Genomic DNA, 20,686 nt, shown 5'->3' with positions numbered 1-20,686 from the left:
AGGCGGGCGTCTCGAAGGATGACCGCAGGGAAAGGCTCTCAAATGCGATAGCCCTCCCCCTGGAGTGGGAGGGTCGGCGCGAAGCGCCGGGGTGGGGTGATCTCTCCACACGGGCATTGTTGGATGGGGAGAGACCGTCACCCCACCCGTCTCTCATCTTCGCTGCGCTCAGATGTGAGTCGACCCTTCCCCTCCAGGGTCCCTCCAGGGAGGGTAAGGACCTACGACAGCGAATCCACGCTTTCGTCGCTCAGCGCGCCCGAGATGATGGTCACCGGTATCGGAAACGTGCCCAGCTCGTGCGCGAGCAGCGACACCAGCGGTCCCGGACCCTCCGCGCCGGGATTGGCGGCAAGCACCAGCATGGCGATGTCGGGGTCCTCGTCGATGACAGCGAGCAGCTGTTCCATCGCCGCGCCTTCCCGGATCACCCGTTCCGGCGTGATCGCGGCGATGCCATTGGCGCGGCCAGCGGCGCGGTCGAGCGCGGCCTCGGCCGCCTCCTGCGCCTCGGCCCGCATGATGTCGGCGACCCCAAGCCATTCCTGGCTCTGCTGCTCGGGCTCGATGATGCGCAGCATCACCACGCCGCCGCCGGCGCGGATCGCCCAGCGGCTGGCGTAGTAGACGGCGCGATCCCATTCAGCGGTGTCGTCGACGACGACGAGGCATTTGGGCTTGTGAGCCGGCTCGAAGCAAAGTCGCTTGCTGGTCATGCATGTCCCGGCGAGTGCATGGCCGCATGCTGCCACGCCGTTGCTGCTTTCGACAAGCGGGCGTCGGCGATCTCGGCTTAGGCTGAACGATCCCAGGGGATCGGCACCGGCGCCTTCGCGGCGGCAACACTTTCTTCGCTGCCGGGCCTGACCGAAATGATGTGGCGATACTCGAATGGCAGCTCGGTTCCGAGCCAAAATTGATCATTTTCGGCAATGGAATTCGGTTCATTGTCCAGCATGCCGACATACCCATCTGGCGTGCGTTCGCGGATGATGACCCACATCCGTTCGACGGCCGGGTACTCATCGGCCTCAACGGTCATTTCGAAGATCAGCTTGGCGTAGTCGCCCACGCGAAGCAGCTTGCGGACGGCCAGGTCCGGAATCTGAAAGGTCGCAGGGGCTTCGCGATGCCGCTGCTCGCCGTCGTCGAGGCGCCAGCCGTCTCTGTGAAGGTCTGGCGTTCTCATCGATCCGTTCCTTCGATCTAGCGCCGGCGGATGAAGCCGACGATGTCCTTGGAGAGCTTCATGGTCTCGTCGGCGATGGTGCGCGCCCGGTCGGCCCCCTCGTTCAGGATCGCGTCGATATGGCCGGGGTCGGCGACGAGGCGCTTCATCTCGCCGGCGATCGGCGCGAGCTTGGTGACGCACAGCTCCGCCAGCGCGTTCTTGAAGCTGGAGAACTGGCCGCCGCCGAAATCGCGGAGCACCTCGGCCTTGGAGCGGCCGGAGAGCGCGGCGAAGATGCCGACGAGATTGTCGGCTTCGGGGCGGGATTCCAGGCCCTTTTCCTCCGTCGGCAGAGGCTCCGGATCGGTCTTGGCCTTGCGGATCTTCTGCGCGATGGTGTCGGCGTCGTCGGTGAGATTGATGCGCGAATTGTCGGACGCATCCGACTTCGACATCTTCTTGGTGCCGTCGCGCAGGCTCATCACGCGCGTCGCCGGGCCCGTGATCAAGGGTTCCGGCAGCGGGAAGAACAGGCCGTCATTGGCGCCCTGTGCGCGAATCGAGTCGCCGAAATCGTTGTTGAACTTCTGCGCGATGTCGCGGGAGAGCTCCAGATGCTGCTTCTGGTCCTCGCCGACCGGAACGTGGGTGGCGCGGTACAGCAGGATGTCGGCGGCCATCAGCACGGGATAGTCGAACAGGCCCACGGAGGCGTTCTCGCGGTCCTTGCCGGCCTTCTCCTTGAACTGGGTCATGCGGCCGAGCCAGCCCATCCGCGCGACGCAGTTGAAGATCCAGGCGAGCTCGGCATGGCCCGAGACCTGGCTCTGGTTGAACACGATGTGCTTCTTGGGATCGATGCCGGCAGCGATGAAGGCCGCGGTCACCTCGCGGGTGCTGCGGGTTAGCTCAGCCGGGCCGCCCCAGACGTCGACGCCTTGCGTGATCGCGTGCATGTCGACGACGCAATAAATGCAGCTGTGGGTTTCCTGCATCTTCACGAAGTTGACGATCGCGCCGAGATAGTTGCCGAGGTGCAGATTGCCCGTCGGCTGGACGCCCGAAAAGACCCGTTCAACGAATGCCATGGTCAGCCTTCTCATAGGTATTTGGCCGTCGTTTCCAACAGCGGCGCTGCCCCGTCAAGGGCAATTCCACCTCTCCCGATGGGAGAGGTGAAGAGCCGTCGGCGCGCACTCTAATGAGCGGGCCGTTTCAGGGCGTCAGCCGCTTCGCGCCAGGATGCCGCTCCGAGGATCTGCAGCAGCAGGCCATAGACGGCGATTCCGGCCGCGATCTGCGCGCCGAGCATGATGAAATCGATGAATCCATGCGCCCCGGCCGCCACGAGGCCTGAAGTCAGCCAGAGCAGAGTGCCCATGGCAGTGGCAGCGAGCACGATCCGCGGCAGCCGCTTGCGGGCGCTCGCGTCGACCGAGAAGCCGAACTCGCGCGTGCCCTTGCGGAGCAGCGAAAGCGCGCTGCTCCAGGCGCCGGCCGCGATGCTTGCGGCGATCCCGCTCGTGCCGAAGAGATAGCCGAGCAGGACGGCAAGCACGACGGCGACCACGAAGCCTTGGGCGGTGGCGAGCAGCGGCGTCATGGTGTCGCTGCGGGCATAGAAGGCCGGCGACAACGCCTTGATCAGCACATGCGCCGGCAGGCCCAGTGCCAGCCACATCAACGCATGCGCTGTCGCCGCGCTGTCCTCCGCGCCGAACGCGCCATGCTCGAACAGCAGCCGTACGATCGGCTCGGCCAGCACGATCAGGCCGAGGGTGGCCGGCAGCGCCAGCCCGGCTGCAAGCTCCAGCGCGCGCGATTCGGCATGCGCCACGGCATCGCGATCGCCGCTGGTCACTGCGCGCGTCAGCTCCGGCACCAGCACCGTTCCCATGGCGACGCCGACGATGCCGAGCGGCAGCTCGATCAGGCGGTTCGCGAAATAGAGCCAGGACACCGCGGAAGGCGTCGCCGAGGCGATGATCGCGCCCGCCACCATCAGCCATTGCGGTCCCGAGCTGGCGATCATGCCGGGGATCGCCTTGGCGAAGAAGCCACGCATCTCCTTGCCGAAACTGGCGCGCAGCGGCGTCGCAAGATGCGCGCTTCGCTGCGACAGCAGCATCAGGAGTTGCAGCAGGCCGGCGATACCGACGGTGCCCGCCAGGATCCACGCAGCGAAGCTGGCGTCCGCATGCCAGACGAGCAGCACGGCGATCGCGACAATCAGCGCGATGTTGAACAGCAGCGGCGAGAACGCCGTCAGTGCGAAACGGCCCTGCGCATTGAGCAGTCCCATCAGCACGGTGACGGGACCAGCGAAGGCGAGGTAGGGCAGCATCAGCCGCGCGTACTCAACCGCGCGATCGAGCGTACCGCTGCCAAGGAATCCCGGCGCGATGACCGTGATGACCAGCGGCATCAGAAGCGCGATGACCATCGAGATCGCGATCAGGGCCGCGCTGACCGTGCCGAGCACGCGTCCGGCGAACGCCGCCGCGGCCGTCGCCCCGTCGCGGTCCCTGATGCGCAGCCAGGCCGGGATCAGCGCCGCGTTCAGCGCCCCCTCGCTGAGCAGCCGCCGCACCACGTTGACGAGCTGAAACGCCGCCAGAAACGCATCCGCCACGGCGCCGGTGCCGAGCAGCGCCGCGATCAGGGAATCGCGGGCAAAACCCAGCAGCCGCGAGGCCAATGTTCCCGTCGAGACGGTGAGAAAGGAGCGGATCATTGGCTCTCGAGAATACCGTTGCTTGCCCGCGCCGGCCCGGTCGTGATAGGCCGCGAGCCAGATTTCAGGCCGACAGGAAGCGGATTTCCGCAGGGATCGCAATCCGGCAAACAGGATCAAGGTGAATGGCTGACGTGAAATATGACGTTCTCGGCATCGGCAACGCGCTGTTCGACGTGCTGGTCAGGACCGACGAGGCCTTTCTGGCCAGGCACGGCATGGCCAAGGGCAGCATGTCGCTGATCGACGAGGCGCGGGCGGCCGCCATCTACAAGGAGATGGGCCCGGCCACGGAAGTCTCGGGCGGCTCGGCCGCCAACACCATCGTCGGCATCGGCAGCCTGGGTGCGCGCGCCGCCTATGTCGGCAAGGTCAAGGACGACCAGATCGGCAAGCTCTACGTCCACGACATCCGCGCCGCCGGCGTCGCCTTCAACACGCCCGCCGCCACGGACGGCCCCGCCACCGGCTGCTCCTACATCCTGGTGACGGATGATGGCGAGCGCACCATGAACACCTATCTCGGCGCGGCGCAGGACCTGTCGCCGACCGACATCGACCCGGCCGAGATCGCTTCTGCCGGCATCGTCTATCTCGAGGGTTATCTCTGGGACCCCAAGAACGCCAAGGACGCCTTCGTCAAGGCGGCCAAGATCGCCCATGACGCCAGGCGCAAGGTGGCGCTGACGCTGTCGGATTCCTTTTGCGTCGACCGCTATCGCGAAGAGTTTCTCTCGCTGATGCGCAACGGCACCGTCGACATCGTGTTCGCCAACGAATCCGAGCTGCATTCGCTCTACATGACCTCGGACTTTGACGGCGCGCTGAAGCAGCTGCGCAACGACGTCAATCTCGGCGTCGTCACCCGCAGCGAGAAGGGCTGCATGGTGGTCTCGGTGGAAGACGCCGTTGCCGCACCGGCATTCCCGGTCGAAAAGGTGGTCGACACCACCGGCGCCGGCGATCTCTTCGCCGCCGGCTTCCTGTATGGCCTCGCGCGCAATCTCGCCTACAAGCAGTGCGGCGAGCTCGGCGCGCTCGCCGCCGCCGAAGTGATCCAGCACATCGGCGCGCGCCCGCAGGTCTCGCTGAAGGAGCTGGCGCAGCAGCGCGGGCTGACGGGTTAAGGCTCGTCTCTCTCCTCCGTCATTGCGAGGAGCTCTTGCGACGAAGCAATCCAGGCTCTCTCCGCGGAGGCAGACTGGATTGCTTCGCTACGCTCGCAATGACGAGTTTGTGGCGGCAGTGTGCGCCCCTCACGCCGTCTTCGCCGCCTTCAATCCCAGCCGCTGCTCGACTTCCTCGCGCATCACGAATTTCTGGATCTTTCCCGTCACCGTCATCGGGAAGTCGTGAACGAACTCGACGTAGCGCGGGATCTTGTTGTGGGCGATTTGGCCGTCGCAGAAGGCGCGGACCTCCTCGGTCGTCAACGTCTCGCCCGGCCTGACGCGGATCCAGGCGCAGAGCTCCTCGCCGTAGCGGGTGTCGGCGACGCCGAAAATCTGCACATCCTGGATCTTGGGGTGACGGTACAAGAACTCCTCGATCTCGCGCGGGTAGAGGTTCTCACCGCCGCGGATCACCATGTCCTTGATGCGGCCGACGATGTTGCAGTAGCCCTCGTCGTCGATGATGGCGAGGTCGCCGGTGTGCATCCAGCCATTGGCATCGAGCACGTCGGCCGTCTTTTCCTTCTCCTCCCAATAGCCCAGCATGACGCTGTAGCCGCGGGTGCAGAGCTCGCCGCGTTCGCCGCGCTTGACGATCTTTCCCTCGAGATCGACGATCTTGACCTCCACATGCGGATGGATTCTTCCGACCGTGGAGACGCGGCGCTCCAGCGGGTCGTCCACTGCGCTCTGGAAGCTGACGGGACTGGTCTCGGTCATGCCATAGGCGATCGTGACCTCGCGCATGTTCATCTCGGTGTTGACCCGCTTCATGACCTCGATCGGGCAAGGCGCGCCGGCCATGATACCGGTGCGCAGCGATTTCAGATCGAAATTCTTGAACTCGGGGTGATCGAGTTCGGCGATGAACATGGTCGGCACGCCGTAGAGCGCCGTGCACTTCTCCTGCTCGACCACGCGTAGCGTCGCGAGCGGATCAAAGCCCTCGCCCGGGTAGACCATGGCGGCGCCGAGCGTGACCGAGGCAAGGTTGCCCATCACCATGCCGAAGCAATGATAGAGCGGCACCGGAATGCAGATGCGATCCTGTTCGGTCAGGCGCATCGCGCGGCCGGTGAAATAGCCGTTGTTGAGGATGTTGTGGTGGGTCAGCGTCACGCCTTTCGGTGATCCGGTGGTGCCGCTGGTGAACTGGATGTTGACGGGGTCGTCGAATTGCAGGGCGGCGCCGAGCGCGGCAAGCCGTTCGCGATGCTCCGCCCGGCCCATGCCCGCGACCTCTTCGAACGGGACCGTGCCGGATGCTGCGGGGCCGCCGATCTGGATCACCATCCGCAAGGCCGGCAACCGCGCCGCCTGCAACTGTCCGGGCCTGGCGCCCGCCAGCTCCGGGAGCAACGTGTTGAGCATCTCCATGTAGTTGCTGGTCTTGAACGAGGTGGCGGTGACGATCGCCGCACAGCCGACCTTCTTCAGCGCGAATTCCAGCTCGCTGAGCCGGTAGGCCGGATTGATCGTCACCAGGATCAGGCCGGCCTTGGCCGCGGCGAACTGGGTCAGCGTCCATTCCGGCCGGTTCAGCGACCAGATGCCGATCCGCTCCCCGCGTTCGAGCCCGAGCGCGAGAAAGCCCGCGGCGAGGGCCTCGACCCGCTCGGCGAATTCTCTCCAGGTCCATCTGACGCCGTGACTGGGCGAAACCAGTGCTTCGCGATCGCCCCAGCGCCGCGCCGCGTGGTCGAGGCTGCGACCGATGGTGTCGCCGAGCAGCGGTGCGTTCGAGATGCCGCAAACGTAGCTATCCGCCTTAACCGCCAAATTATCAGCCAAGTCGAAATCCTCTCGTCAAATTACCCAGCATAGTCTCTCAGTCGTCATGCCCGTCTTTGTGGCCTGCGGCTGCACGTGGATGGCCGGGACAAGCCCGGCCATGACGGGTTGTGAGAGCCGCACTCTCACGCCGCCTTCTGCCTCCCCGCGTCGAGCCCGGCATAGACCCCGCGCTCGAAGCCCGCGAACGCCTCCAGGCATTTCGCGTCCGCGAACGGCAAGAGCTGCATCAGGATCACGCCGGTGACGTCGCGCGAAGGGTCGATCCAGAAATAGGTGTTGGCAAGGCCCGCCCAGGCGAGGCTGCCGGCGCTGCGCCCCTCGGCGGTCTTGGCGGTGTTGATCATGAAGCTGAGGCCCCACTTCTTCACCTGCTCCGGATAGAGATCGACGTCGTTGGTGTACATCGGCGCGGCCGTCGTCATCTTGCCCATGGCGAGGTCGCCGATGTGGTTCTGCCCCATCGTCGCGATGGTCTCGGCTTTCAGCACCTGGTTGCCATTGCCGCGACCCTTGTTCAGGATCATCTGGGTGAACTTGATGTAGTCGGCCGCGGTCGAATAGAGGCCGCCGCCACCCATGTGGAATTCCGGCTCCTGCTCGAGCTCGAACGGGATTGATGCCAGCTGGCCGTCCTCACCGCGCGCGTGCATGCCGACGAGGCGCCTGCGCATGTCGTCGGTGATCTTGAACGCCGTGTCGTTCATGCCGAGCGGGGCGAACAGGTTGTCGCGCAGGTAAGCGTCGAGCCGCTTGCCGCTGACGGCTTCCACCGCCTTGCCGACGAAATCGATGTTGGTGCCGTATTCCCAGCGCGTGCCGGGGTCGCTCATGATCGGAGTCTTCAGCGCCGCGTTCTGGCAGGTGGTGATGGCGGGAATGCCGTTCTTGTCCAGATAGACCGCGAGATCGCCGTTCCACATATTGTAGCAGAAGCCGGCGGTGTGGGTCATGAGCTGGCGCAGCGTGATCGGTCCCTTCGCCGGGCGCAGCTTCGCCTCGCCCTTGGCGTCGAAGCCTTCGAGCACCTGCGGCTTGGCGAGGTCGGGAAGCACATCGCCGATCGGCGCATCCAGCGACAGCTTGCCTTGCTCGACCAGCTGCATTGCGCCCGCCGTGGTCACCGCCTTCGTCATCGAGGCGATCCAGAACACGCTGTCCGCGGTCATCGCGTCGGGCTTCGACAGGTCACTCTTGCCGAACGCGCCCTGATACAGCACGTCGTTACCGCTGGCGGCCATGGCGACGACACCGGGAATCTCCTTGGCGTCGCTCTTCTGGCGCAGAATCTCGTCGATCTCGGCTTTGCTTTGCATGGGGAATCCTCCGTTTTGATTATTGTTGGAAGTGATGGATTGTCCTACTGCACGCCCCGCACGGCAAGGGGTGTCCAGATGCCCGCGGTGGTCGCGATGTCGTGACTTGACGCTCTGGGGCCCAGGCACGCAGACAACAGGGACTGATCGGCGGCGCTCGCTCACAATCTGCGGTAGATGGACGGACTTCGCTCTCGCCTTGGATGGGCGTGAGTTTCGAGCGCATGAAACATTTCGTGAGCTGCCGCGTTCAGCACCCGGCCTGATCCGATGGCCGATTAAGACTTCATGCAAATGTTGCCGGCCGTGGATGGGCGGCAAGGGGGACCTCAGATGATTTCGACCTGGAGCGAATGGAAGCGCTATCCCCGTCCGGGACGCGGCGACAACCTGGAAGCGCCCATTTCGCCCGGCATCTACGAGGTCCGCATCGCCGGCACCGGCGCACTCTATTCCTTCGGCGCGGTCGACAATCTGGCGCAGGCATTGGCGCTGCTGCCGGTCGGCTCAAAATCATGGTTCGGCCGTCGCGACACCTCACATGTCCCCGACCTCGAATACCGGACTTGCGCGACCTCCACGAAGGCCGACGCCAAGGCCGCGGCCGAGCGCATGATCGGCCGCCGCGAAACCTATATGAGCGGCGCGGCCTGATCCTTTCCGCGGCGACGGTGCTATCTCTCCTCGCTGGGGAGAGTTGAAGGACTGGCCGCTCCAGCAGATGTGCGTTGCCGGGCGGTGCATTGTGCGCCGTCTATCCCTATATTCCGGCCCGATCCGATCGCTCCAGGGAGTAACGCCATGACCCAGACCGCCGCCGCACGCGCTCCGCAAGCCTCGTCCAATCTGCGCGACCGGTTGAAGGACCCGTCGCTGCTCAAGGAGGCCTGCTATATCGACGGCGCCTGGGTCGGCACGCCGGTCTTTGCCGTCAACAATCCCGCCACCGGCGTCGAGCTCGCCAAGGTCCCGCAGCTTGGTGCGGAGGAGACGACCAAGGCGGTCGAAGCCGCCGAGCGCGCCTTCCCGGCCTGGGCGAAGCACACGGCCAAGCAGCGCTCCAACATCCTGCGCAAATGGTTCGAGCTGATCGTCGCCAATCGCGAGGACCTCGCGCTGATCCTCACCTCCGAGCAGGGCAAGCCGCTCACCGAGGCGCTCGGCGAGGTCGATATCGGCGGCGCCTATATTGAATTTTTCGCGGAAGAAGCTCGCCGCGTGTATGGCGAGACCATCCCGACGCAGCGCCCCGATGCGCGCCTGCTCGCGATCAAGCAGCCGATCGGCGTCTGCGGCGCGATCACGCCGTGGAATTTCCCGAACTCGATGATCACCCGAAAGGTCTCGCCGGCGCTGGCTGCCGGCTGCACCGTGGTGCTCAAGCCCGCCAACGAGACGCCGCTGTCGGCGCTGGCGCTTGCCGCGTTGGCCGAGAAGGCCGGTGTGCCCAAGGGCGTCTTCAACATCGTCACGGGTGACGCGCCCCCGATCGGCAAGGTGCTGTGCGAGCATCCGGCCGTGCGCTTCGTCGGTTTCACCGGCTCGACTGCGGTCGGCAAGATCCTCTACCAGCAGGCCTCGGTCGGCGTGAAGCGGCTCGGCCTCGAGCTCGGCGGCAATGCGCCGTTCGTGGTGTTCGACGATGCCGACATCGACGCCGCGGTCGAAGGCGCCATCGTCTCGAAATACCGCAACATGGGCCAGACCTGCGTCTGCGCCAACCGCCTCTACGCCCAGGACAAGATCTACGACGAGTTCGTGCAGAAGCTTTCGAAGAAGGTCGCGGCGATGAAGATCGGCGACGGCACCGAGAGCGGCGTCACCCAGGGTCCGCTGATCAACATGAAGGCGGTCGACAAGGTCGAGCGGCACATCGCCGATGCCGTGAAGCGCGGCGCAAAGATCGTTACCGGCGGCAAGCGCAGCGAGCTCGGACGCTCCTTCTTCGAGCCGACCGTGCTGGCCGACGTCAAGCCGGACTCCCTGGTGTCGCAGGAGGAAACCTTCGGCCCGCTCGCACCGGTGATCCGCTTCAAGGACGAAGCCGATGTGATTGCGATGTGCAACGCTTCGCCGTTCGGCCTTGCCTCCTACTTCTACTCCCGCGATCTCGGCCGCGTCTGGCGCGTCGCCGAGGCGCTGGAATCGGGCATGGTCGGCGTCAACACCGGCCTCATCACCACGGAAGTTGCCCCCTTCGGCGGCGTCAAGGAGAGCGGCCTCGGGCGCGAAGGCTCCCATCACGGCATGGAAGAGTATGTCGAGATCAAATATGTGATGATGGCGGGGGTGTAGCCGCCGGCATCGCTTTGACGCAGATCAAGAGACCTCGGGCGAGACAGCATAGTCTTGCTTTGGCGGCATCATATGGTGGCGCGCGCGCAAGATTGCGGCTCGCGAATGCTGACGAGGATCTCTTTCGCTTCGGGTGAAAAGCAACTTTTAGGCCGCTTCTGGCAGAGCGCCTCGGGGTATTGGCGCGGACCAACGGCGTGGACAGCGTGGCTTCTGTTGGTCGCGTTGATCGTCAACGTCATCCTGCAGCTCCTGACGCAATACGGCCTCAACTTCTGGAATCGCGACTTCTTCAACGCCATTGGCCGGAAGGACCAGGCGGAACTTCTGTCCCAGGCGTTCCGGTTTCTGCCGCTGGCGGGGGCGAGCATAGCCTTGACCGTGTTGTCGGTGTGGGCGCGCATGACCCTGCAGCGTTCCTGGCGCGCGTGGCTGAGTAACCATCTCTATAGCGATTGGCTGGCGGATGATCGTCTTCCGAGGCGTAGCGCCATCGAGGGACATCACGAGGCGCCGGAGTATCGCATCGCGGAGGATGCCAAGGTCGCGACGGACCTCCCGATCGATCTGGCGACCGGCCTGCTTCAATCGGTGCTCACGATTGCAACGTTCGTCGGCGTGCTGTGGTCGGTCGGTGGCAGCCTTGAAATCGATTTCGACGGTGTCGCCTTTGCGATTCCCGGTTACCTCGTCCTCGCCGTGATCGCCTATTCCGCGCTGCTGGTGATAGGCATCTGGCTGACGGCCGGCCGTCTGACGCGGGTCATCGAGGAAAACAAGCGCATGGAAGCCGAGCTGCGGGCGATCGGAACGCATGTGCGCGAGACCCGCGAAGGCAAGGTGGTGCAGGAGGCCGGCATCAACGACCGCCATGCCGTCGGCGCGGCCTTGAAAGCCGTGATCGCCATCTGGCGGATCTACTGCTGGCAATTGATGCGGATGACGCTGATTACTTACACGGGTCTCCTGGTGACGCCGATCGTCGGCCTCCTGCTTTGCCTCCCCAAGTACCTCGGCGGCACGATGACGCTGGGCGAAGTGGTTCAGGCCTCAGCGGCATTCGTCGTGGTCCAGACCGCGTTCAACTGGTTCACGGACAATTACGCCAAGCTTGCGGAATGGACCGCCTCCGCCAACCGGGTTGCCGAACTCCTGCTGGCCCTGGATGCGGATCACGCGCCCGGCGATGAAGCGGGGCGTCGATCGATCCCTGACAAACGCACCGCACCGTCGGACGCTTGAGACGAGCGCGACGCGCCGGGACGACAAAGGTGCTAGTTAAATATTCAGCTCCGTCCCCGTCACGCGCCGATAGGCTTCCAGATATCGTTTGCTGGTTGCCTCGACGACGCTGGCCGGCAGTGGCGGCGGCGGGGCGTCGCCGTTCCAGCGGCCGGCGCGGCGTTCGCCGTCGAGATAGTCGCGCAAGGGCTGCTTGTCGAAGCTCGCCTGCGACTGGCCGGGCTTGTAGGCGTCCACCGCCCAGAAGCGGGAGGAATCCGGCGTCATGACTTCGTCGATCAGGATGATGCGTCCGTCCTTGTCACGGCCGAACTCGAACTTGGTGTCGGCGATGATGATGCCCTGCTCGCGCGCCAGCTCCTCGCCGAGCGTGTAGATCGCGCGCGTCATGCTCTCCAGCGTGTAGGCGACCTCGTCGCCGACGACCTCGCGCATCCGCCCGATCGTGATGTTCTCGTCATGGCCGCTCTCGGCCTTGGTCGCCGGGCTGAAGATCGCAGGCTCCAGCTTCTCGCTCTCGACGAGGCCGGCCTTCAGCTTCTCGCCTGCCAGCGTGCCGCTCGCGGCATATTCCTTCCAGGCGGAGCCTGAGAGATAGCCGCGGATCACGCATTCGATCGGAAAAACGGTGGTCCGCTTGCACAGCATGGCGCGGCCGAGGATCTCGGCGCGATGTTGTTGCAACACCGGCACGGACTCGATGATCTCATCCGTGTCGGCGCTGATCATGTGATGCGGCACCACGCCTTCGAGCTGATTGAACCAGAACGCGCTGATCTGCGTCAGCACCGCGCCCTTCATCGGGATGGTCTCGCCCATCACCACGTCGAAGGCGCTGATGCGGTCGGTGGTGACGAGCAGCAGGCGGTCATCGTCGACGGCGTAGATGTCGCGCACCTTGCCGCGTCCGATCTTGGGCAGCGGCAGGTCGCTGGAGAGCATGGTGGTCATCGGCATGGCTTTCGCAGGCGAGGGCTTCAGGCAATAATCCGGCCGCGCCGGATGGCGCAGCCGGACACCGGGATAGCCTATTCCGGCAGCGGAATGAACTCGTGTTCCTGCGGAACTGCCGCGAAGCGGCCGGTTTTCCAGTCCTGCTTGGCCTGCTCGATGCGCTCCTTGCTGGAGGAGACGAAATTCCACCAGATGTGGCGTGGGCCCTCCAGCGCGTCGCCGCCGAGAAACATCATCCGCGTCGCCTTGAGCGCCTTCACGGTGATACGGTCGCCGGGCCGGAAGATCAGGAGCCGGGGTCCTTCGTAACGTTCGTTCGCGATCTCGACCTCGCCGTCCACCACGTAGATCGCACGCTCCTCGTGATCAGGATCGAGCGGCACCGTAGCGCCCGCGACCGCCGTGACCTCGGTATAGAACCAGGGCGAGACCATCGAGACGGGCGAGGCGATGCCGAAGGACGAGCCCGCGATCACGCGTGCGGTGAAATCGCGTTCGGTGATCATCGGCAAGTCGCCCGCAGCATAATGCTGGAACGACGGCGCGATCTCTTCCGATCCGACCGGCAGCGCAATCCAGCTTTGCAGGCCGAGCATCTTCTGGCCCGAAGCGCGCTGCGCATCCGGCGTGCGTTCGGAATGGGCGATGCCGCGGCCGGCCGTCATCAGATTCATCGCGCCCGGCGCGATCTCCTGGACGTTGCCCTCGCTGTCGCGATGCATGATCGCGCCGTCGAACAGATAGGTGACGGTCGCGAGCCCGATATGCGGATGCGGACGCACGTCCATACCCTTGCCGGAAACGAACTGCACGGGGCCGAAATGATCGAAGAAGATGAAGGGCCCCACCATCTGCCGCTTGCCATGCGGCAGCGCGCGACGCACCGCGAAACCATCGCCGAGATCGCGCGTCCGCGGCACGATGACGAGATCGAGCGCATCGCAGGACATGGGATCGCCGAGCACGGGATCGTTCGAGGGTTGCCAGCTCATGGGGGACTCCTTTTCGACTTTCTTGGGCGCGAGCTTAGCAGGAATTTGCAGCGTCGTCGCGACAAAGCCCGGACAGGACGTCGTGTCGCAATGAGGCCTCATACTCCGCTGTCATCGCCCGCGAAGCCGGCGATCCAGTACGCCGCAGCCTCTCGATTCATCACTGCTGTCTCGGATTACTGGATCGCTTGGTCAAGCCGGGCGATGACAGCGGCGGAGGTGGCTCTAGGCGTGGCCTGCGGGTGGTCCTTGAAAAACCTGGCGCAACCAACGATGTTTGGCTGCCTTCAACTGCGACCGATCGCGCCACCCGATGACCCTTGCCGCCACCGAGCTCGCCTTTCGCGCCGCCAGCGTCGCGCTGCTGCTGGTGCTGACGGTCTCACTCGTCGCGGATTTCCGCAACGTCCTCGCCGCCCGGCTCGGCGCGGCCTTCGCGCTCGGCTCGGCCGCGCATGCGGCGAGCTATTCGATCGGCGTATCGTCGCTGGTCCCGGCGTGGCATGCACCGCTGATCGCGCTCTCGACCGGCAACATCGTGGTGTTCTGGCTGTTCACGCGCGCGCTGTTCGATGACGAGTTTCGCCTGCAATGGTGGCACGGATTAATCTGGGCGGCGGTGACTGCCTTCAGCCTTGTCGGGTGCCTGTGGATCGCGCCTGGCGGGAACATGCGCTTGCAGGTCATCGCGACCGATCTGATCGTGCTCGGCTTCATCGGCCTCGCGGTTGCGCAGACGATCAATTCGTGGTCGGCCGATCTGGTCGAACGTCGTCGCCGTGTTCGCGTCTTCATTGTGTGTGCCGCCGCGCTCTATGGCGGCTTGAACGCCGTGCTCCAGATCCTCGTTGCCGGCAGCGCAGGCGATGTCGCCAACACGATCAATGCCGGGGTGCTCGCCTGCGTCGTCGCGGCCATCGCCCATGCGATGATGCGCGTCGACGGTGCGGATCTGTTTCTGCCCGCGGCGGAGCCGGCGGCGACGATCGCACCGAGCCCAGCCGCTGCAATCGAGGACGGTGCCGACCGGAAACTCGTCGATGCCCTGATGCGCCTGATGGCGGACGAGCGCATCTATCGTCAGGAGAACATCACCATCGGCGCGCTGGCGGGCCGGCTCAAGATTCCCGAATACCGGCTGCGGCGGCTGATCAACCAGCGGCTCGGCTACCGTAACTTCAATGTGTTCCTGAACAACCACCGGATCGAGGAGGCCAAGGCCGCGCTCGCCGACCCCGCCCAGATCGAGGTCCCCGTCATCACCATCGCGATGGATGCCGGCTTCCAGTCGCTCGGCCCGTTCAACCGCGCCTTCAAGGCGGTCACGGGCGTGACGCCGACGGAATATCGGCGGCTGAAGGTGAACGCCGCCTAGATTCCAGTGCCTTGTAATTGCGTCGAAATTTCAGAATCGGCGAGCCTCGGAACGGTTTCAGCCAGGCAATTTTCAAATCCGGCGGGCGCTTCTCTGCCCACTCAGGCTTCGTCGTCGGCACCGCCCCAGCCGGAGATAGCCCGTGACCCGCCGCCGCAAGACCGTCCTACTCGTCACCATCATAGCCTGTGCAGGCCTCGCGCTCGGCGCCGCGCGAGCCCGCGACATGCCCAAGGTCGCGACTGGCTTCGTCGCCGACGTCCTGTGCTCCGAGACCTTCGTCTCCGGCCTCGATGCCAGTCGCAATTTCACCGAAACCATCGATGCGATGCCCGGGACCGGCCTCATTACCTGGGCGATGGATTACCGGGTCGATCGCGTCCGCAAGGATGTCACGGTGACGTTGTTCGGCATCGGCCGCAGCCACGCCGTCTATCGCGAGGGGCTCGGCTGCACGCTCGACCATGGCGCGGGGATTGCCCCTGTCGAGCCGCAGCCCGCGCTGCTGCCCGAGATCGCCGGCCCAGCGATCGTGCCGCCGCAAAGCCCCGCGCTTGCCGCCGCGCTCGACCGCGCCTTCACCGAGCCCGTGCAGCCGCCTTACCGGCGCACCCGCGCTTTGGTCGTGATGAAGTCGGGCCGCGTCATCGCGGAGCGTTATGCTGACGGCATTGGACCGGAGACGCTGCTGCTCGGCTTCTCCATGACGAAATCGGTGATCTCGGCGCTGACAGGCGTGCTGGTGCGCCAGGGCAAGCTGAAGCTCGACGGGCCGGCGCCGGTCGCCGCCTGGAAGGATCGCGATGATCCGCGCCATGCCATCACCGTCGATCAGTTGTTGCGTCACACCGCGGGGCTGGCGCTCGGCAGCTCGTTGCAGGCATCGCTCGGCTCGGTGTTCGAGCCGGTCAACAGGATGAAGTTCGTGGAGACCGACATGGCCGCCTATGCGGCGAGCATCCCGCTCGAGACCGCACCGGGCACCGCGTGGAACTATCACGATGGCAATTCCATGATTCTCTCGCAGCTGATCCGTAACGCCGTCGGCGGCAGCCCCGCTGACGCGCTCCGCTTCGCGCGCCGCGAATTGTTCGGCCCGCTCGGCATGCGCCGTGTCGTCCTCCAGGTCGATGGCTCGGGCACGATCGAAGGGTCGAGCGAGATGCTGGCATCGGCGCGCGACTGGGCACGCTTCGGCCAGCTCTATCTCGACGACGGCGTTGCCGGCGGCAAGCGCATCCTGCCTGAGGGCTGGGTGAGCTACACGGCTACGCCTACGCCGAATGCCTGGGTCGGCATCGGCGCAGGCTTCTGGACCAACCATGGCGATAGTTTTGGCGCAAATTTTCGCGTGAAGCACGGCTGGCCCCGCGATGCCTTCTTCGCCAAGGGCACCATCGGGCAGTACACGATCGTGATTCCGTCGGAGCGGCTGGTCATCGTTCGTCTCGGCCGCTCGCCGAACGCGCCGCCGGAAGCAGACGGCGTGTTCGATCTGGTGCGCGATGTGGTGGCTGCGACGCGCGAGCAGGGGAAGGTGGTGGGAGTGAATTAGCTCAACCTCTCCCCGCTTGCGGGGAGAGGTCGGATTGCGAAGCAATCCGGGTGAGGGGGTACAGGTCCCTCGACGATCTCATCCGCGAAGAGAGGCCCCTCACCCCAACCCTCTCCCCGTAAGGACGGGAGGGGGAGAAGATGGATCGCCTACCGCCCCAGCTCCGTAGCCTTGGCCACGCGGTCGAAACGCTCCAGAGTCATGATCGCATCCGCGAATTTCTCCGCCCGCGCGTTCAGCACCGGCCGCGCCAGCGTCAGGAATTTCTGCTGCATGGCCTGCGTGTCCGGGAAGGATGTCGGCTCGCCCGAGGGATCGGCATAGAGCCGCTCATGCACGCCGTCGTCGGTGGTGATGCTGACGCGGGCGCCGAACGGATGGGTGCGGCCGATCTCGAGGCGGTCGTCCTGCACCACGTCGAACTTGTCGGCCAGCGCGTCGATCGCGGCATCGCCGAGCCGGTTGTAATCGTCCCAGCCGAACGAGCCCTGGTCGAGCGCGAGCGCGCCGGTGAAGAACATCGAGAACTGGCCGCCGACGATCGAGCGCGGGTGGCGCTTGGTCGCGGCATCTCCGGTCAGGGTAATGCCGTTCCGATGCAGCCCGATCTCGACGCGCTTGACCTGGTCGGGCGTCAGATTGTGCTCGCGCCGCATCGCGATCAGCGCGTCGATCGCGGCATGAGTGTAGCGGCAGCTCGGATAGGGCTTTACGCCGATCTTCATCGTCTCATAGGTCTTGCCGAGCTCGGCGACCGCCTTCTCCGGATGCGCGTCGTCGGTATAGCCGGCGAGCAGGCCGTGCTTGCCCTCGACCGATTCCGTCGCGCCGACGAAATCGTTGCGCGCTAGCGTCGCGGCGATCACGCCGTTCATCGCGGCGGCGCCGACCTGGTAGCGCTTGTTCCAGGCGCCGTTGACCAAGAATTGCAGCGAACCCGCGGCTTGGCTGCCGGAGACGCCGAAGGCGGCGATGAGCTGTTTCTCGCTGAGGCCGAACAGCTTGCCGGCCGCCGCAGCCGCGCCATAGGTGCCGGCAGTCGCGGTCGGGTGGAAGCCGCGCGCATAATGCGAGGTCGGGTCGAGCGCGTTGCCGAGCCGGCAGCAGACCTCATAGCCCGCAACGATCGCGGTCAGCACGTCACGGCCGGACGCGCCGACCATCTCGCCGACGGCGAAGGCGGCCGGAACCACCGGCGCGCTCGGATGCAGCGAGGAATCGGCGTGGGTGTCGTCGAAGTCGAGGGAATGGCCGAGCGCGCCGTTGAGGAGAGCGGCGACTGCCGGCGTCCAGGTCTTGCTGTCGCCGAACACGGTGGATTCGCCCTTGGTGTCGAGCGCGAGCGCCTCCAGCATCTTCAGGATCGACGGAGTCGATTCCGCCTCGCTGCGGGCGCGGATGGCGCTGCCGAGGAAGTCCAGCGTCAGCACTTTGGCGCGATCCAGCACTTCCGCCGGAATATCCTGGTATTTCAGATTGAAGACATAGGCGGCGAGCGTTGCGGTTTCGTGGGCCATCGTGTTTCCTCGTTTTGGCGGGCAAATTAGGCGGGCTGATTTCGCCTTTCAAGCGGCCTTGCGGGGGCGGGCACCAGCCATGCTTTTGCCTGGCTCGAGAGGACCGGAAGGTTGATCATGACAGGCGCAAGAGAGCTGTTCGACCACATCCGGTCGCGGCGGACGCAGCTGGGGCTGGCGATCCGGGTCACCGTGGCGGCGACGGCGGCCTATGCCATCGCCAGCGCGCTGCACCTGCTGCTGCCGCTCTGGGCCGTGCTGACCTCGCTGATCGTGACCCAGATGAGCGTCGGCCGCTCGCTGAAGGCGACGCGCGACTACATGCTCGGCACCATCGGCGGCGCCGTCTATGGCGGCGCCATCGCGATCCTGATCCCTTATTCCAGCGAAGCCGGCCTGTTGGGCCTCCTGGTGCTCTCCGTCGCCCCGCTCGCCTTCATCGCCGCGATCAATCCGAGCCTCAGCGCGGCCACGGTCACGGCCGTGATCGTGCTCCTGGTTCCGACCATGCATCACGCCGATCCCCTGACCTCGGCGATCGACCGGGTCAGCGAGGTCGCGGTCGGCGCCGTCACGGGGTTGCTGGTCTCGTTCCTGGTGTTGCCCTCGCGCGCGGTGCGGCAGATCCGCGCCAGCGCGGCGACGCTGCTCGAATTGATCGCGGATGCCTTCACAGAGCTGCTCGCGGCTCTCACGCGCGGCCGGGACAACGACGCGCTGCACCGGATCCAGGACGGCATCGGCACCGCCATGGTCAACCTCAACGCGATCGGCGCCGAGGCCGAACGCGAGCGCGCCGCACGCCTGTCGAGTGGGCCGGATACCGGCCCCTTGCTGCGGACCGTCCTGAGGCTGCGCCATGACGTCGTGATGATCGGTCGCGCCACCGTGGTGCCGCTGCCCGCCGACGTGCAGACGCGGCTCGCAGCTCCGCTGACGGAAGTCTCGACGGTGATCGCGCGTTTCCTGCGTTCGGCCGCCGTGGCCTTGCGCGAAGGCGCCGGTGCCCCGCCGATCCATCCCGTCCACGTCGCGCTCCAGCATTACGCCGAGGCGGTCGCCGCCGTCCGTCACGACGGCTTGATTCGCGGCCAGCCCGCCGACACCGCCGAGCGCTTCTTTGCGCTCGGCTTCTCCCTGGAGCAGATGCACCAGAATCTTTGCGACCTCGACCGTGTCGTCGGTGAATGGTCGGAAGCGTCGAGCGAAAAATCCGCGCGGGTGGCGGAATAGAGTCTTCAGAGGTCGAAGAAGGCGAGCGTCGTCGCATCGCGCTGCTCGATGCCATCCGTCAGCGCCTTCAGCGCGACGTCAAAGCTCGACTGCTCGTGTTCGAGCTCCCACGCACCGTCATGGTCCCACTGAAAACACTTGCCATAGCGCTTCCCGGGCTCGACATGGAGCAGCAGGCACCGGCTGAGCTGCGACGGTTCGGCGATCGGCACGAGATGCCTCAGCGAGACGCCGTACTCTTTTCGGAAATAAGCGCAGGCCTCCTCGAGCTCGTCGTCGGAATGCGCGATGAAATCGAGGACGTTGCGAAGCTGCGTGGTCAGCTCGGCCGGCGCGTAGAAGCGGAGTTCGGAGGATGATTTGGGCAGCCGCACCAGCAGCTCGGTTTCGCCGCGCGTCAGCAGGAAATTGCGATAGTCATCGGGCAGGCGGGCGCCCAGGGCCTGTTCCGCCGCGCTCAATTCGGCCTCGCTCGCGGGGGAGCCCGGTTTCCAGCGCCAGCCTTTTGCGGACGTTCCCGCCTTGCGCCGCGCCTCGTATTCCTCGTAGCCCGGAAACGCCAAGATATCGTCATAGCCGCCGAAGCGGGACCATTGATAGGCGTCGTCGAAGGCTTCTTCCCGCCGCTCCGGAAAGAAGCCGCAGAGAAGCTCGGCGCGCTTGAGAATACGATCATGGTTCGGGGCGTTCTTGCACAGATGCTCGATCGTCTTCAACGCGGCCTCGGGATCATCGGCCGCGAGATAGGCATCGCTCAACAATTCCAGGATACGTCCTTCGAGATCGTTCTCGTAGAGCGACCACGCATAATGCGGCTGTCCGGCAGCGCGACGTGCGCGCATCGTGTCGCGCGCCTGTTCGGCAAAACGCACCGCCTGGGCCGGATCGTCTTCCGCGTAATCGCGGCGAGCAGCGTGCCAGAGATAGAGTGGCTCTCGCTCGGCCGGCGTGCCCTTGAGCGCCTCGATCTGCTTTGCCTGCTCGGCCATCGGCGCGCTCAGTGCCAGGATCATCAGCTCATCCAGCCCTTTCTGCCAGTCCGGCTTGGCCTGCGGATCTGGGCCGAGGTCGCGCAGCGAGTGCTTGGTATGATCCGTCTCGACATAGCCGGCCCCGACAAGTTCGGCGACATGGCGGCGGAAGGCCGCGGCGGCGTCGGCAATGCCGGAAAATTCCTCGCGCAGATATTGATCCTCGCCGGGCTCGCCATTCCAGTTCATGTGAACGCCCATCACCATGGGCTCGCTGCCCGGGATCAGCATCAGCTCGCGGTCGTCGTCGCCGGGTGCGCGATGGAAGAACTTTGCCAGATACATGCGACCTCCGAACGCGCCGCTTA

17 protein-coding genes are annotated in these 20,686 nt (G+C 65.4%); 7 read left to right on the top strand and 10 right to left on the bottom strand.

The window, feature by feature from the left end; genetic code table 11:
• Positions 1 to 221: 221 nt before the first annotated feature.
• The 4 genes from AX729_RS09980 to murJ all read right to left on the bottom strand — a co-directional run bounded on the left by AX729_RS09980 (position 222) and on the right by murJ (position 3,905).
• Positions 222 to 716, bottom strand: coding sequence for a universal stress protein (locus tag AX729_RS09980; RefSeq protein WP_061022463.1), 495 nt, complete (start codon positions 714 to 716; stop codon positions 222 to 224).
• Positions 717 to 793: 77 nt separating this feature from the next.
• A complete protein-coding gene (locus AX729_RS09975) occupies positions 794 to 1,189 on the bottom strand; it encodes a hypothetical protein (protein WP_061022462.1) in 396 nt (131 codons plus the stop codon).
• A 17-nt stretch (positions 1,190 to 1,206) separates the two neighbouring features.
• The gene (trpS, locus tag AX729_RS09970; protein ID WP_061022460.1) at positions 1,207 to 2,259 is read right to left on the bottom strand and encodes a tryptophan--tRNA ligase; all 1,053 of its coding nucleotides are present in this window, start codon (positions 2,257 to 2,259) and stop codon (positions 1,207 to 1,209) included.
• 110 nt (positions 2,260 to 2,369) lie between these two features.
• Positions 2,370 to 3,905 carry a murein biosynthesis integral membrane protein MurJ gene (gene murJ / locus AX729_RS09965; RefSeq protein ID WP_061022458.1) on the bottom strand — a complete coding sequence of 512 codons (1,536 nt, stop codon included), beginning with the start codon at positions 3,903 to 3,905 and terminating at the stop codon, positions 2,370 to 2,372.
• 125 nt (positions 3,906 to 4,030) lie between these two features.
• Between murJ and AX729_RS09960 the strand changes: the two genes are divergently transcribed.
• Positions 4,031 to 5,032 carry an adenosine kinase gene (locus AX729_RS09960; RefSeq protein WP_061022457.1) on the top strand — a complete coding sequence of 334 codons (1,002 nt, stop codon included), beginning with the start codon at positions 4,031 to 4,033 and terminating at the stop codon, positions 5,030 to 5,032.
• A gap of 129 nt (positions 5,033 to 5,161) precedes the next feature.
• Here the strand turns inward: AX729_RS09960 and AX729_RS09955 are convergent, their stop codons facing one another.
• Positions 5,162 to 6,856 carry an AMP-binding protein gene (locus tag AX729_RS09955; protein ID WP_061022455.1) on the bottom strand — a complete coding sequence of 565 codons (1,695 nt, stop codon included), beginning with the start codon at positions 6,854 to 6,856 and terminating at the stop codon, positions 5,162 to 5,164.
• A gap of 137 nt (positions 6,857 to 6,993) precedes the next feature.
• Positions 6,994 to 8,184 carry a serine hydrolase domain-containing protein gene (locus tag AX729_RS09950; RefSeq protein ID WP_061022453.1) on the bottom strand — a complete coding sequence of 397 codons (1,191 nt, stop codon included), beginning with the start codon at positions 8,182 to 8,184 and terminating at the stop codon, positions 6,994 to 6,996.
• 333 nt (positions 8,185 to 8,517) lie between these two features.
• On the opposite strand from AX729_RS09950, the gene AX729_RS09945 reads away from it, so the two are divergent.
• The 3 genes from AX729_RS09945 to AX729_RS09935 all read left to right on the top strand — a co-directional run bounded on the left by AX729_RS09945 (position 8,518) and on the right by AX729_RS09935 (position 11,721).
• Entirely contained in the window at positions 8,518 to 8,838 is a 321-nt protein-coding gene (locus tag AX729_RS09945; protein ID WP_061022449.1) for a hypothetical protein, read from the top strand.
• A gap of 147 nt (positions 8,839 to 8,985) precedes the next feature.
• Entirely contained in the window at positions 8,986 to 10,479 is a 1,494-nt protein-coding gene (locus AX729_RS09940) for an NAD-dependent succinate-semialdehyde dehydrogenase (protein WP_061022447.1), read from the top strand.
• Positions 10,480 to 10,551: 72 nt separating this feature from the next.
• Positions 10,552 to 11,721 carry an SbmA/BacA-like family transporter gene (locus tag AX729_RS09935; RefSeq protein ID WP_245325112.1) on the top strand — a complete coding sequence of 390 codons (1,170 nt, stop codon included), beginning with the start codon at positions 10,552 to 10,554 and terminating at the stop codon, positions 11,719 to 11,721.
• Between the two features lie 36 nt (positions 11,722 to 11,757).
• On the opposite strand, the gene AX729_RS09930 is transcribed toward AX729_RS09935, so the two are convergent.
• Positions 11,758 to 12,672, bottom strand: coding sequence for a phosphoribosylaminoimidazolesuccinocarboxamide synthase (locus tag AX729_RS09930; protein WP_061022469.1), 915 nt, complete (start codon positions 12,670 to 12,672; stop codon positions 11,758 to 11,760).
• Positions 12,673 to 12,749: 77 nt separating this feature from the next.
• The gene (locus AX729_RS09925; RefSeq protein WP_061022445.1) at positions 12,750 to 13,667 is read right to left on the bottom strand and encodes a pirin family protein; all 918 of its coding nucleotides are present in this window, start codon (positions 13,665 to 13,667) and stop codon (positions 12,750 to 12,752) included.
• A 313-nt stretch (positions 13,668 to 13,980) separates the two neighbouring features.
• On the opposite strand from AX729_RS09925, the gene AX729_RS09920 reads away from it, so the two are divergent.
• A complete protein-coding gene (locus tag AX729_RS09920) occupies positions 13,981 to 15,042 on the top strand; it encodes a helix-turn-helix domain-containing protein (protein ID WP_061022443.1) in 1,062 nt (353 codons plus the stop codon).
• 142 nt (positions 15,043 to 15,184) lie between these two features.
• A complete protein-coding gene (locus AX729_RS09915) occupies positions 15,185 to 16,597 on the top strand; it encodes a serine hydrolase domain-containing protein (RefSeq protein WP_061022441.1) in 1,413 nt (470 codons plus the stop codon).
• 149 nt (positions 16,598 to 16,746) lie between these two features.
• Here AX729_RS09915 and AX729_RS09910 read toward each other — a convergent pair whose 3' ends face one another.
• The gene (locus AX729_RS09910) at positions 16,747 to 18,114 is read right to left on the bottom strand and encodes an MmgE/PrpD family protein (RefSeq protein WP_061022440.1); all 1,368 of its coding nucleotides are present in this window, start codon (positions 18,112 to 18,114) and stop codon (positions 16,747 to 16,749) included.
• A 117-nt stretch (positions 18,115 to 18,231) separates the two neighbouring features.
• On the opposite strand from AX729_RS09910, the gene AX729_RS09905 reads away from it, so the two are divergent.
• A complete protein-coding gene (locus AX729_RS09905; RefSeq protein WP_061022468.1) occupies positions 18,232 to 19,347 on the top strand; it encodes an FUSC family protein in 1,116 nt (371 codons plus the stop codon).
• 5 nt (positions 19,348 to 19,352) lie between these two features.
• On the opposite strand, the gene AX729_RS09900 is transcribed toward AX729_RS09905, so the two are convergent.
• Positions 19,353 to 20,663, bottom strand: coding sequence for an SMI1/KNR4 family protein (locus tag AX729_RS09900; RefSeq protein WP_061022439.1), 1,311 nt, complete (start codon positions 20,661 to 20,663; stop codon positions 19,353 to 19,355).
• Between the last annotated feature and the right edge of the window lie 23 nt (positions 20,664 to 20,686).

It is taken from the genome of Bradyrhizobium sp. CCH5-F6, from assembly GCF_001556045.1.
GTDB lineage: Bacteria > Pseudomonadota > Alphaproteobacteria > Rhizobiales > Xanthobacteraceae > Bradyrhizobium.
The sequence above is the reverse complement of the archived record's forward strand: the minus strand, read 5'-3'. Positions and strand labels throughout refer to the sequence as shown.

Excerpts from the sequence above, each read along its gene's own strand:
- AX729_RS09980 (WP_061022463.1), bottom strand. The coding sequence starts at position 716 with ATGACCAGCAAGCGACTTTGCTTCGAGCCGGCTCACAAGCCCAAATGC.
- AX729_RS09975 (WP_061022462.1), bottom strand. The coding sequence starts at position 1,189 with ATGAGAACGCCAGACCTTCACAGAGACGGCTGGCGCCTCGACGACGGC.
- trpS (WP_061022460.1), bottom strand. The coding sequence starts at position 2,259 with ATGGCATTCGTTGAACGGGTCTTTTCGGGCGTCCAGCCGACGGGCAAT.
- murJ (WP_061022458.1), bottom strand. The coding sequence starts at position 3,905 with ATGATCCGCTCCTTTCTCACCGTCTCGACGGGAACATTGGCCTCGCGG.
- AX729_RS09960 (WP_061022457.1), top strand. The coding sequence starts at position 4,031 with ATGGCTGACGTGAAATATGACGTTCTCGGCATCGGCAACGCGCTGTTC.
- AX729_RS09950 (WP_061022453.1), bottom strand. The coding sequence starts at position 8,184 with ATGCAAAGCAAAGCCGAGATCGACGAGATTCTGCGCCAGAAGAGCGAC.
- AX729_RS09945 (WP_061022449.1), top strand. The coding sequence starts at position 8,518 with ATGATTTCGACCTGGAGCGAATGGAAGCGCTATCCCCGTCCGGGACGC.
- AX729_RS09940 (WP_061022447.1), top strand. The coding sequence starts at position 8,986 with ATGACCCAGACCGCCGCCGCACGCGCTCCGCAAGCCTCGTCCAATCTG.
- AX729_RS09935 (WP_245325112.1), top strand. The coding sequence starts at position 10,552 with ATGGTGGCGCGCGCGCAAGATTGCGGCTCGCGAATGCTGACGAGGATC.
- AX729_RS09930 (WP_061022469.1), bottom strand. The coding sequence starts at position 12,672 with ATGACCACCATGCTCTCCAGCGACCTGCCGCTGCCCAAGATCGGACGC.
- AX729_RS09925 (WP_061022445.1), bottom strand. The coding sequence starts at position 13,667 with ATGAGCTGGCAACCCTCGAACGATCCCGTGCTCGGCGATCCCATGTCC.
- AX729_RS09920 (WP_061022443.1), top strand. The coding sequence starts at position 13,981 with ATGACCCTTGCCGCCACCGAGCTCGCCTTTCGCGCCGCCAGCGTCGCG.
- AX729_RS09910 (WP_061022440.1), bottom strand. The coding sequence starts at position 18,114 with ATGGCCCACGAAACCGCAACGCTCGCCGCCTATGTCTTCAATCTGAAA.
- AX729_RS09905 (WP_061022468.1), top strand. The coding sequence starts at position 18,232 with ATGACAGGCGCAAGAGAGCTGTTCGACCACATCCGGTCGCGGCGGACG.
- AX729_RS09900 (WP_061022439.1), bottom strand. The coding sequence starts at position 20,663 with ATGTATCTGGCAAAGTTCTTCCATCGCGCACCCGGCGACGACGACCGC.